14 protein-coding genes are annotated in these 11,088 nt (G+C 38.4%); 2 read left to right on the forward strand and 12 right to left on the reverse strand.

What is annotated here, in order from left to right:
• Together AWW78_RS10595 and AWW78_RS08580 are read left to right on the forward strand one after the other, a co-directional pair.
• A partial coding sequence (locus tag AWW78_RS10595; protein ID WP_047134904.1) for a hypothetical protein occupies positions 1–581 on the forward strand: 581 nt, incomplete at its 5' end.
• Complete coding sequence (locus AWW78_RS08580) at positions 538–1,008, forward strand: T9SS type A sorting domain-containing protein (protein WP_047134905.1); 471 nt, start codon at positions 538–540, stop codon at positions 1,006–1,008. The genes AWW78_RS10595 and AWW78_RS08580, both read left to right, overlap by 44 nt.
• Positions 1,009–1,049: 41 nt before the next feature.
• On the opposite strand, the gene AWW78_RS10865 is transcribed toward AWW78_RS08580, so the two are convergent.
• The 12 genes from AWW78_RS10865 to AWW78_RS08630 all read right to left on the reverse strand — a co-directional run.
• The gene (locus AWW78_RS10865) at positions 1,050–1,181 is read right to left on the reverse strand and encodes a hypothetical protein (RefSeq protein WP_255301263.1); all 132 of its coding nucleotides are present in this window, start codon (positions 1,179–1,181) and stop codon (positions 1,050–1,052) included.
• 2 nt (positions 1,182–1,183) lie between these two features.
• The gene (locus AWW78_RS08585) at positions 1,184–2,737 is read right to left on the reverse strand and encodes a sodium-dependent transporter (RefSeq protein ID WP_047134906.1); all 1,554 of its coding nucleotides are present in this window, start codon (positions 2,735–2,737) and stop codon (positions 1,184–1,186) included.
• 42 nt (positions 2,738–2,779) lie between these two features.
• Complete coding sequence (locus tag AWW78_RS08590) at positions 2,780–3,397, reverse strand: hypothetical protein (protein WP_047134907.1); 618 nt, start codon at positions 3,395–3,397, stop codon at positions 2,780–2,782.
• A gap of 118 nt (positions 3,398–3,515) precedes the next feature.
• Complete coding sequence (gene hemB / locus AWW78_RS08595; protein ID WP_047134908.1) at positions 3,516–4,538, reverse strand: porphobilinogen synthase; 1,023 nt, start codon at positions 4,536–4,538, stop codon at positions 3,516–3,518.
• A 1-nt stretch (position 4,539) separates the two neighbouring features.
• The gene (locus AWW78_RS10940; RefSeq protein ID WP_320410036.1) at positions 4,540–4,944 is read right to left on the reverse strand and encodes a TerC family protein; all 405 of its coding nucleotides are present in this window, start codon (positions 4,942–4,944) and stop codon (positions 4,540–4,542) included.
• Positions 4,932–5,534 carry a TerC/Alx family metal homeostasis membrane protein gene (locus tag AWW78_RS10945; protein WP_320410037.1) on the reverse strand — a complete coding sequence of 201 codons (603 nt, stop codon included), beginning with the start codon at positions 5,532–5,534 and terminating at the stop codon, positions 4,932–4,934. Before AWW78_RS10945 ends, AWW78_RS10940 begins: the two co-directional genes overlap by 13 nt.
• A gap of 14 nt (positions 5,535–5,548) precedes the next feature.
• Complete coding sequence (locus AWW78_RS08605; protein WP_047134909.1) at positions 5,549–6,103, reverse strand: biotin transporter BioY; 555 nt, start codon at positions 6,101–6,103, stop codon at positions 5,549–5,551.
• Entirely contained in the window at positions 6,100–6,957 is an 858-nt protein-coding gene (locus tag AWW78_RS08610; RefSeq protein WP_047134910.1) for an alpha/beta hydrolase family protein, read from the reverse strand. The genes AWW78_RS08605 and AWW78_RS08610 overlap by 4 nt, the downstream gene beginning before the upstream one ends.
• A 20-nt stretch (positions 6,958–6,977) precedes the next feature.
• The gene (locus AWW78_RS08615) at positions 6,978–9,077 is read right to left on the reverse strand and encodes a vWA domain-containing protein (protein ID WP_047134911.1); all 2,100 of its coding nucleotides are present in this window, start codon (positions 9,075–9,077) and stop codon (positions 6,978–6,980) included.
• Positions 9,078–9,090: 13 nt separating this feature from the next.
• A complete protein-coding gene (sdaAA, locus tag AWW78_RS08620) occupies positions 9,091–9,972 on the reverse strand; it encodes an L-serine ammonia-lyase, iron-sulfur-dependent, subunit alpha (RefSeq protein ID WP_047134912.1) in 882 nt (293 codons plus the stop codon).
• Positions 9,973–9,992: 20 nt separating this feature from the next.
• A complete protein-coding gene (sdaAB, locus tag AWW78_RS08625) occupies positions 9,993–10,655 on the reverse strand; it encodes an L-serine ammonia-lyase, iron-sulfur-dependent subunit beta (RefSeq protein WP_047134913.1) in 663 nt (220 codons plus the stop codon).
• Position 10,656: 1 nt separating this feature from the next.
• On the reverse strand, positions 10,657–11,088 hold a 432-nt coding region (locus AWW78_RS08630), incomplete at its 5' end, for a TatD family nuclease-associated radical SAM protein (protein WP_047134914.1).

Raw genomic sequence — 11,088 nt, forward strand, 5'->3', positions numbered from 1 at the left:
TTGAACTCCCAGCGATAAACGGTAAGTTTAACCTTACAGTTGAATTCACACCAAGAGATATGAGAACTTATGTTGATACTCTCTACATCGTATCAAATTCAAGGTATGATAGTGTTTTAACCATAGTTTTCACCGGCACTGGAAGAGGAACGCTGATTTATGCAGATAACGATGTTGAAAATGAATTTTACGCTCAACCTCCGATTGTTGATTATGTTTCTCCACCTGTTGATACAACCTACAATAAGTGGAACAGAATAACTGGAAGTGGAATTAACAATTCAAGATTGATTGCTTATATCTATGGTGCGCCAGGAGCTTTTGCGGAGTGGTATCCGTATATCCCATTCAGAGAAGGAGCAGCTGAGGTTGATAGTTTCGATGTTTGGGCTAGGACAGGGCTTGCAGCAAGTAATTCAACGCCAAGAGCAAGGTATTTGATTTATCAACAAGGTGGAGCTCAACCTGAAACTGTCATTGTAAGTCAGCTCGGGGTTGAGAGAATTTACCTCGGTAGGTTCGAGTTCAGGCTTCACAATGGGTTCAAAGCAGACAGCAATTTTTGGTTATATCAGACTTGAAAATGATACAGCCCTTGTCAACGCGTATTACGCTGATTCACTTGTCAACAGGGCGAAGCAAGATAGTTTTGTCATCAGAGCAGATGCAATTGAAATAAGAGAAGCTCCGAAACCAGTCAAAGTACAAATTGCCACGGATGAAATTCCAAAAGAATTCCACCTCGCTCAAAACTATCCAAATCCGTTCAACCCAACAACAGATATCGAATTCTCCGTTCCGATCGCCGTAAATGTTGAGATAAAAGTTTACGATATACTTGGCAGAGAAGTCACGACACTTGTAAACGAATTTGTACAACCCGGAAAATATCGCGTAAGATGGAATGGAACAGATAGAGATGGTAGACAAGTTTCCTCAGGTGTTTATTTCTATGTGATGAAGGCAGGCAAATTCATCCAGACTAAAAAGATGATGCTTCTCAAGTAGAACATTAAAGCCCGGGACTTTGCCCGGGCTTTTTTATTTTTTTAATCCTCATCTTGATTATTGTTATACCCTACCTTGGTTTTCAGAACTTTAGCAAAGCAATAAATTGTTAGAGTTGCGACGATTCCCCACGCAAGTACCATGAAGATAATTCCTTCGGTTGTGAATTTCATTTTTATTTACCCCGATTTTGTTTGTTTCGTTTATCCCACGCAACTTTGACCATTAGAATTATTGCTATGAAAATTAACAGCATTAATCCTCTTGCACCCCATCTATAAGGTATATCTTCAGGTTTGACGCCTTGCATCAAAAATGTTGGAACGGCATCTTGAATCAACCAATTTACCATGATGAAAAGAAGATAAAGTGGGGTTATGTACTTTATGATGTAGTAGAATATTTTAGGCACTTTTATATCTGCACCCTTTGTAATTTCAGCCCAGCCTTTGTCCATTCCAAATATCCACGCGAAAATTATAATCTCAAATAAAGCAAAAAGTACAAGTCCAAATGTTCCAGCCCAATAATCCATCTCATCAAGAAATCCATGCTTTAAGAAAAAGACGACAAATTGAATAGCGATGAAAACAGAAAAACCAATTAAAGCTGTTGCTCTACCATGGGAGATTCCAAATTCCTCTTTAAGAAATGCAATTAAAGGCTGAGCCATTGCAACAGATGAAGTTATTCCAGCGAAGAACAAAAGCAAAAACCAAAGGAAGCCAAAAAACTCACCGAAAGGAAGTTTTTGGAAAATTATCGGCATCGACACAAATCCAAGATTAAATGCACCACCCTTTGCGATTTCTTGTGTTGTTTCAATCCCAAAGAAAGCAGCAGCAACTGGAATTGCGATGCTTGCACCAAGGATCACCTCAACAAACTCGTTTGTGGATGCAGTTGAAAGACCACTTAACGCGATATCATCATTCTCACGAAGATAGCTTGCGTAAGCTTGGAGAGTTCCCATCCCAACACTTAATGTAAAGAAAATCTGTCCTGCTGCAGCAAGCCAAATTTTTGCATCCCCAAGTTTCGAAAAATCAGGATTCCAGATAAAAGCAAACCCACTTTCAACATTCCAATCGGGATGATTCACGGGATCAGGCGTTCCAAGCGTTACAACTCTTATAACGAGAATAATCGCAAAGAGAAAAAGCGTTGGCATAGCTATCTTTGCAAGCATCTCAATGCCCCTCGATATACCACGGTAGAGAATGAAAAAGTTAAGAAACAAAGTAACGCACATAAAGAAATACGCTGGTAAAATGCTTTGAAAATAATTTTTTTCTATACCCTGATAACTTTGCAAGAAACTTCGCATCGCATCAAAAGTCGTTTCCCCAAAATAAGCCTTCGTAATTGAGAAAAAACTAAACCCAAGCGTCCATGATTCAATGTATGTGTAATAAACCATTATCACGGTCGATATGAAAAGTCCAAGTGCACCAAGATATTTTGAAATCGGGGCTTTCCACATAGCATCGAACATTCCTGGAGCGCTTCCATGCCCAAATTTCCCACCATATCTTCCAACAGCCCATTCAACCCACATCAAAGGTATTCCAAGCAAGAAAAGAGCAGCAAAATAAGGAATCATAAATGCTCCCCCTCCATTTTGCGCAGCTTGAACTGGAAACCTCAAGAAGTTTCCAAGTCCAACTGCGTTGCCAGCCATTGCAAGTATTAATCCAATTCTTGTCCCCCAACGCTCTCTTTTCGCCATTACGCCTCCTTTGAATTTAGTTTTTGATTTTAAAGATGGGATTTAAACTTGCCCCCTTGCTCTTAAAAGTTCCCTCGTTCTCTCACCATCTGCAACAATTAACTCAGCAATATATTTAATGGCGCTTGCCATTTCCCTTCTAGCTTCCTCCTGCCCTTTCTGAATTCTCTCAAGCAACGCCCTCATCTCCTCACTTGACCTTTCCATCCTCTCAATCAATGCCCTCGTCTCCTGGCTTGACCTTTCAATTAATGCTCTTGTTTCCTCGCTTGTTCTCTCAATCAATGCCCTCGTGTCTTCGCTTGATTTCTCAATCAATGCTCTTGTCTCCTGGCTTGACCTCTCCATCCTTTCATCAAACAGTGCTCTCATCTCTTCGCTTGACTTTTCCATCCTTTCAATTAATGCCCTCGTTCCCTCACTTGTACTCTCAATCAATGCTCTTGTCTCCTGGCTTGACCTCTCCATCCTTTCAAGCAACGCTCTCGTTTCCTGACTTGAAATTCGCATATCTTCCTTGATTGCCTCATTTAACTCTTTTATACTTTTGATCATAGCCATGCTTTCAACATGCATCTGCTTCATCAATTTTCCATTTTGCCACGCTTGATAAGCAAGTATTAGCGAAATTACTGTTAGGGCAACTCCAAAAATCTCCATAAAACTTCAAGTTTAGCTTTTGAAATTTCTATAATGATAAAAACTTTAATTGAAATTTTCAAGCGGAAAAATCTAAAAATTCCCCGACAAATTAAATCCACAGCAGAGCTTTATCTAATCAACTTCCCTTCAAAACTTTAGCAGCATCCTTTGCAAAATATGTCAAAATCAAATCTGCCCCTGCCCTTTTTATCGCAGTTAATGTCTCGAGCATTATCCTCTGCTCATCTATCCATCCATTTAAACCAGCCGCTTTTATCATTGAATATTCCCCACTCACCTGATATGCTGCAATCGGCACTTTAAATTCTTGCTTTGCCCTGTAAATCACATCAAGATAAGCAAGAGCTGGTTTAACCATGACGATATCAGCTCCCTCTTGGATATCGAGAGCGATCTCACGCAAGGCTTCATCAGAATTAGCCGGATCCATTTGATGACTTCTTCTATCACCAAACTTCGGCGCTGACTCCGCCGCTTCTCTAAATGGTCCATAAAAACCAGATGCATATTTCGCAGCATATGACATTATCGGGACATTTTGAAATCCGTTCTCGTCGAGAATTTTTCTTATAGCTGAAACCCTTCCGTCCATCATATCGCTTGGTGCTACCATATCAGCGCCTGCTTCCGCATGGGTTAGAGCCTCTTTCGCAAGTAGTTCAACCGTTTCATCATTAACAATTTCATACTTGCCCGGGGCAACCTCCCTGACTATTCCGCAATGTCCATGCGAAGTATATTCACATAAACAAACATCAGTTATAACAACGAGCTCAGGAATTTCCTTCTTCAACGCTCTAACTGTCCTTTGAATTATACCATTCTCATCGTAAGCTTCGGAACCAAATTCATCCTTTCTCTCAGGAATTCCAAACAATATCACAGCTGGAATTCCAAGTTTATAAACCTCTTCACACTCACGAATTATGTTGTCTATGGATTGCTGATAAACCCCAGGCATTGAACGAACTTCCCTTTTCACCTTTTCACCAGGGCATACGAAAAGCGGATAGATAAAATCATCAACGGAAAGTTGAGTCTCAGCCACCATTTTTCTAAATTGTTCGGTCATCCTCAAACGGCGAAGTCGTAAAGTTGGAAATCCAACCGTCCGAGTTATTAATTGTGCAACTCCCATTTTAACCCCCACTATTTGTTTTTGATTTTTCTTCTTCGTTTAAATTTTCCTCGACCCCGGGGTTAGCAGCTACTGCTGGTTTTGATTCCGGTATTAAGACGGATGCAAGAATTGAAATAGTAATTATGCTGAACACAACAATAAGAGCAATCAAAGTTGGAATTTTATAGATATCTGAAATCAACATTTTTATCCCGACAAAAACAAGGATAACGGACAACCCATATTTGAAAAATCTAAACATGGTTACAAATCCAGCGATAGCAAAGTAAAGAGCTCTTAAACCAAGTATTGCAAATATATTTGATGTGTAAACTATAAACGGGTCACGAGTAATGGCAATTATCGCTGGAATTGAATCAACAGCGAACATAACATCAGTGCTTTCAACGATTAAAAAGGACAACGAAAAGCGGGGGTGGCTATCAGATTTTTACCCTGCCTTATGAAAAATTTACCGTCAACATAGTCAGGTGTGATCTTGAAAATTTTTCTGAAAACCTTCAAGACTGGATTTTTCTCTGGATGAATCTCTCTGTCTTTTTGCAATCCCATCTTTATTCCAGTGAAGATAAGAAAAGCACCAAAGACATAAATTATGGGATGGAAAAGTTTGATTAATGTTATACCTGCGAATATGAAAATTGCCCTCATAACTACTGCACCTACGATTCCCCAAAATAAAATCTTATGCTGATACATGGGTTTCACACCGAAATAGGAAAAAATCATCAGAAAGACAAAAATATTATCCATGCTCAAGGACTTCTCAACAAGATAACCTGTTAAAAATTCAAGCGCTGCCTGGGTCCCATGCCAGAAATACACAAGAACATTAAAAATTAAAGCGAGCAAAATCCAAACGATGCTCCATATGATAGCCTCTTTAAGCTTTATCTCGTGAGCCTTTCTATGGAAGACCCCAAGGTCAAGGGCAAGCATTCCAATTACAAATATATTAAACAAAATCCACATCAATGTCTCTGTTAGATGCATTTAACAAGCAAATTTTATTTGTAAAATCTTTTCAAGCTTGCATAAATCGAAGCCGACGCAAAAAGTTTCAATAAATCCCAAAACGAGAAAATCAAAAAGCCTGATTTTATGGCCTCGCCCCAATTATGAATCAAAACCAAGTTTAACTGAATCGTCCCAAAAGCAAAAATCAAGATCAAACCACAAAACATTGAAAAAGCAATCCACCAATAACTATTTTTAAACTTCACAAGATATCCAACAACAAAAGCTGAAATTGGGAAGGCGAGAAGATAACCACCTGTTGGTCCAAGAAGTTTTGAAAAACCAGCGATCGGTCCAGCGAAAACTGGAAGTCCAGCACTTCCAAGCGCAAGATAAATAAATTGACTTAAAGCACCCAAATATGGACCAAGAAAAGCAGCACTTAAAAGAACAAACATTGTTTGAAGAGTGTATGGGACAGGTTCGGTGGGAATTTCTATCTTGGCACCAAGAAATGTAAGTCCTGTGAAAGCAACTACCCAAAGCAATCGGGTTAAAACGATCGTCTTGTTGAAATCTAAAGATAGAGCCTTTGTTTGCTTCATTCCTTAATCGCTTTTTTGTTTTCAATTAAATTTTTAAAAAAAGAAATTGTCACATCAATAGCCATATTAAGTTGTTTGCTCGGTAACTCCATGGGATGCTTTATATTAAACAGATGATTAGCCTCTGGAATTAAAATAAAGTTTGTATGCTTAGGATTTGCATCTCTTAACTGCTCTGCTTCAACCACTGGAACTATCGCATCTGCAGTTCCATGAACGATTAAAATCGGTATGTTTAATTTTGAAATTGCCTTCGTTATATCGTATCTATCTTGATTTTCCACGAAATCGTCATAAACAATTTTTTCAACTCTAATTTGAATCACAGAATCAGGAACACGCACAAAAATATAACCATTTTTCTTCAATTCTTCAATTTGATGTCGGCTATACCTTCTGAAAGTCGATATTGAAGCCCATAAACCAAGAGCCTTTACCCTTTCATCCTCAACAGCTTTGATAATCGAAATTCCGCCACCACCCGAATGCCCAAGCAAAAACACCTCACCACTGGTTAAAATCTTAAATTCATCCGAAAAAACATAATCGATAACCGAAGTTAAATCTTCAATTTGCTTCGAGATGGTGTTTCTTGCGAGCTTATCAAATTCAGTTATCTTATTTGGATTTTCGCCTATTCCATTATGCGAGAAATTAAATCTCACAAAGACAAACCCGCTCTCAGCAAATTTGTCCGCAACATAAGGGATAAAACCCCAATCTTTAAACCCGAGAAATCCGTGCGAATAAATCACAACAGGTGCTGGTAAAAAATCCCTTACAAAATGAACATCCCCTGTTATTTTGTTCCCCGAAGCATTACGAAGAGATAAAGGTTTAACCTCAACCTTCATTTTTCAAGGTACCTTTAATTTTACATCTTTCTTGAAATCAAACTTTCGGCAAAAAACATCAAAATAGAAAGAACAAGAAAAGTTTTCCATAATTCAACCCCATATCTTGCCTTCAAAATTTCATCTTTGACTTTGAGCTCATCCAAATTTGAAAGTATTTTATACTGCTTTGTCCCAACCCGATCCAAAAAGGCAATAATTTTACTTTCATCTTCCTTTTCATACGAAAACTCCGTCGCAGGTGGATTAAAAGCGATTTTTAAAAAACTTTTAGCACCGCCGTTTGAGATCAGATAAACTCCAGGGATTGTCGCTTGATTTATCCTTACGAAATCACCACTTAATCTAAAAGCAAAATCACTCCCATCGGGGCGTTTGAGTTTAAGGTCTTTAGGAATTTGTCCATAAAATCTTTTCATGAAATCAACCCTTATCTCAGCGGTATCGCCAATTGTATATTCAGCTTTGAAACCAGAAGGAGCCACTGTATATAAGACAGATTGAAAAACAAGCGGTATAAAGATCCCCTTATAGGGCAAGTCAGATGTTTTATCCGTGGGTTCAGATGTGAAAATGATAATTTTCCCATTGCCCGCATCTTTCTCGATCAAAAATGGATTTCCATCCGCAAACTCGATAATACTTCTAAAACCATAATTTGCTCTGAACTTAACATATTCTTTGAACTCAGGGGAGTCAAATTTTCGTGGCGCCTCCGTGAATACACCCTCAAAGATCGGATGATTTAGATCAATTTTTGAAAAGAGCATTCTCTGCTTTACAGGACCATCAAACTCGGGCAATTCAAAAATTGAGTTAAAGTTTTGATTCAAATTTTTAAAGTTTGCATTACCACCAACAAATAGAATGACCGCTCCACCGCTGGATACAAAGCTTTTTAACCTCCTTGATGTTTCTACTTCAATCTGAGATGGCTTAACAAGAAAAACCACATCAAAATCAGAAAAATTAATTCGAGTAATTGCTTGGGGTGAAACCTGAGTCAGACTGAAAAATGATTTTTTATAAATCTCTTGAATGGTCGAAAAAGCAAGTTTGATAAATCTCAAGTCATCCTCATCGCCGACGAGTAAAATCTTCACCTCGGACGGTATGAAAAGCGTAAAATATCTCCCGTTGTCAAAGCTAAAATTATCATCTTCAATCTCAACAAATCCATCTACAAATCCCGATAAATCTTCTATTAAAATGTTGAAATTAACCGTTTGTGATGATTGGTTCTTAAGGTTAACACCCTTTTGTGCAACCCTTCTTCCATTTAAAAAGATGCTGACGACATAATTTGACACATCATTTTGTCCATGATTTGAGACGGTCGTCTCAAGCTCAAGCATTCGCCCTGGAAAAACTATTCTATTCTTTATGTCAACTTTATCAATTGAAAAATTTTGCCCCGTGAATTCACCGACATTTATCAGAAAAACTCGAACATCAGGCGGTAGTTTAATCCTGCGATTGATTGTATCGGATGAGCCAAGAGCAAACCCGCCTTTTTGAAGATCAGAAATGATATAAACTTCTCGGTTTAAATTTTTCGCCCTTTCAATAATTTCACCAGCGGAAACAAAAGCTTCGGCAAGACTTTTATGTGTATATGTAAACTCTGTTTCATCAATAAGTTTCCTCAAAAATGATATATTATGCACAAAGCCTCCAGTTGCAGCTTCTGGGACCTCAGATAGGCGAATTAACGCAAATTCATCCGACTCAGTTAAAAGGTCCGCAATTCTTTGAGCGATTGCTTTAGCTTGATTTATAAATCTGCCCCTTTCATCAATTGAAGCCATGCTCAATGTGTTATCGAGAATTATAACAACGCTGCTTCTCGCTTGTCCTGCAACAATCGGATTGAAAAGATAACCCTTTATCACAGGTCTTGAAAACGCCAAAACAAGGAAAACAATGGCAAGGACACGAACAATTAAAAGAATAATCTGCTTTATTTTTAAAGAGCGAATCCTCGAGCGTTGTAATTCTTTTAAAAACTTAATACTGCTGAACTCAACCGTTCTCAACCTCCGAAGGTTAAAAAGATGAATCAAAACAGGTATCGCTGAAGCAAAAAGTGCAAATAAAAAAGTTGGATTTAGAAATGTCATTTAGCGAAAAAATTTATTTCCCTATATCGATTTGATAAATAAACCTTCTCTGAATTTCCCTCGCTGTTTTCGTATTCGCAAGCCCTCCTTGTGCTGTCTCTTTAAGTTTAGGTGACATCAACTCTGCAACCTCGTTCATCGCAAGTATAACTTCATCAAGCGGGATCACTGATTCAACACCTGACAAAGCTATTTGAGCAGATGTGAAAGCATTCGCAACCCCTATGGCATTTCTGAAGATACATGGGACCTCAACAAGTCCTGCAATTGGATCGCAGACTAAACCCATAGCCCCTTGAATTGCAAAACAGGCTGCGCTTTCAATTTGTCTATTGTCTCCTCCCAAAAGATAAACAATCGCCGAAGCGCCCATCGCTGCTGCACTTCCAGTTTCTCCCATACATCCAGCCTCAGAGCCAGCAACGGAAGCATTTTTAACTATTAACAAACCAATTGCAGAAGAAACGAGCAATCCCTCAATTGCTTTATCTTCTGTGATTCCATGTTCTTCCATCATCGTCGTTATAACTGCTGGCATAATTCCAGATGAACCAGCGGTCGGAGCTGCTGCAATTCTTCCCATACATGCGTTAACTTCGCTCACAGCCATAGCTCTTGCGATTGCCTTTTTAAAATTAACAGTTAAGGTATTTACTTTCGCATTATAAACCTTTTTCGCAAAATTGTTAAGTAAACCACTTGGGGATTTAACATCCCGAGTTAAGCCATTATTGACTGACTCTATCATGACATTTAAAATTTTTCGAACACCCTCAATAATTTGTTCCCGAGTCCTCCCAGTTTTTCTGATTTCATATTCAATCATCACCTCTGGGATAGTTGCCTTCATCTCCCGGCAATATTTTAAGATGTCCTCAAAAGAATTTATCTCCATGGCTCTTGACTCCTAATTTTTTATAAAATTGGTTCAACTAATCTAACATAATGAACCCATTTGAAAGAACGAATTTTCTCCAAAACCTCCGGCGGAACATCTTGGTCAACTTCAATTATCATGTTTGCAAGCTTTTCTTCCCTTGACACAAACATATTTGCAATGTTTATATTTTTCTCAGCGATCGCTCCACTTATATGAGCAATGCTACCCGGTATATCATCTGCTATGATAACAATTGTATGCGTCATAACAGAAAAACTAACTTTAAATCCTTCGATCTCAACGATTTCAATTCTTCCCCCACCGAGAGATGAACCAACCATTTCAATTTTATTTCCATCAAGATCAGTTAAATTTATCCTCGCTGAATTCGGATGAAGTTTTGGTGCTTTCATTATAAGCTTAAATGTATACTTTAACCCTCTTTCCTTCGCTATTTCAAGTGAATTTCGCAACATTTCATCGTCAGGTTTCATACCCAAAATTCCCCCGATGATTGCTCTATCCGTTCCATGCCCCTTATAAGTTCTCGCAAAGGAATTATAAAGAGTTATTTCAGCTTGCTTTGGTTCTGCTCCAAGAAGTTGTCGTGCAACATAACCAAGTTTTGCAGCACCCGCTGTGTGCGAACTTGATGGACCTATCATCACAGGTCCAAGTATGTCAAATATGCTCGGCATATTAAAATAAAGGTCTAAATCTAAATTTTACTCCAAGTTCCTCTTCAACAAACTTTCTATGCCTCTCAACATCAATCCCATCTACTCCAACTATCGTCATAACAGTTTCAATCCCATGTTTTTTACACTCCTTGGCAAACTCAATCATCGCCCGATGAAATTTTTCACCATCTATATTCATTAATTTGCCATATTCCATTGGGTCAATTGAATTTAAACTAATTGACACAACATCGATCAAACCGACGAGCTCTGGAACGATATTTCTCTTATTGATCAAATTTCCATGCCCATCGGTATCAAGCCGTGTTTTACCTCCATGCTCTTTTACATATTTTGCAACTTCTTTGACTACATCAAGCCGTATCGTTGGCTCACCATATCCAACGAAGACAATCTCATCATACTTTTTAGGATCACCAATTTCTTTGAT

Source organism: Candidatus Kryptonium thompsonii (assembly GCF_001535985.1).
In the GTDB taxonomy this organism is placed as follows: domain Bacteria; phylum Bacteroidota; class Ignavibacteria; order Kryptoniales; family Kryptoniaceae; genus Kryptonium; species Kryptonium thompsonii.

What these genes read in the sequence shown, in the direction of transcription:
- sdaAB (WP_047134913.1), bottom strand. Translation starts at nt 10,655, where the DNA reads ATGCCGAGCATATTTGACATACTTGGACCTGTGATGATAGGTCCATCA.
- AWW78_RS08580 (WP_047134905.1), top strand. Translation starts at nt 538, where the DNA reads ATGGGTTCAAAGCAGACAGCAATTTTTGGTTATATCAGACTTGAAAAT.
- AWW78_RS08585 (WP_047134906.1), bottom strand. Translation starts at nt 2,737, where the DNA reads ATGGCGAAAAGAGAGCGTTGGGGGACAAGAATTGGATTAATACTTGCA.
- AWW78_RS10865 (WP_255301263.1), bottom strand. Translation starts at nt 1,181, where the DNA reads ATGAAATTCACAACCGAAGGAATTATCTTCATGGTACTTGCGTGGGGA.
- AWW78_RS10945 (WP_320410037.1), bottom strand. Translation starts at nt 5,534, where the DNA reads ATGCATCTAACAGAGACATTGATGTGGATTTTGTTTAATATATTTGTA.
- hemB (WP_047134908.1), bottom strand. Translation starts at nt 4,538, where the DNA reads ATGGGAGTTGCACAATTAATAACTCGGACGGTTGGATTTCCAACTTTA.
- AWW78_RS08605 (WP_047134909.1), bottom strand. Translation starts at nt 6,103, where the DNA reads ATGAAGCAAACAAAGGCTCTATCTTTAGATTTCAACAAGACGATCGTT.
- AWW78_RS08615 (WP_047134911.1), bottom strand. Translation starts at nt 9,077, where the DNA reads ATGACATTTCTAAATCCAACTTTTTTATTTGCACTTTTTGCTTCAGCG.
- AWW78_RS08610 (WP_047134910.1), bottom strand. Translation starts at nt 6,957, where the DNA reads ATGAAGGTTGAGGTTAAACCTTTATCTCTTCGTAATGCTTCGGGGAAC.
- AWW78_RS08590 (WP_047134907.1), bottom strand. Translation starts at nt 3,397, where the DNA reads ATGGAGATTTTTGGAGTTGCCCTAACAGTAATTTCGCTAATACTTGCT.
- sdaAA (WP_047134912.1), bottom strand. Translation starts at nt 9,972, where the DNA reads ATGGAGATAAATTCTTTTGAGGACATCTTAAAATATTGCCGGGAGATG.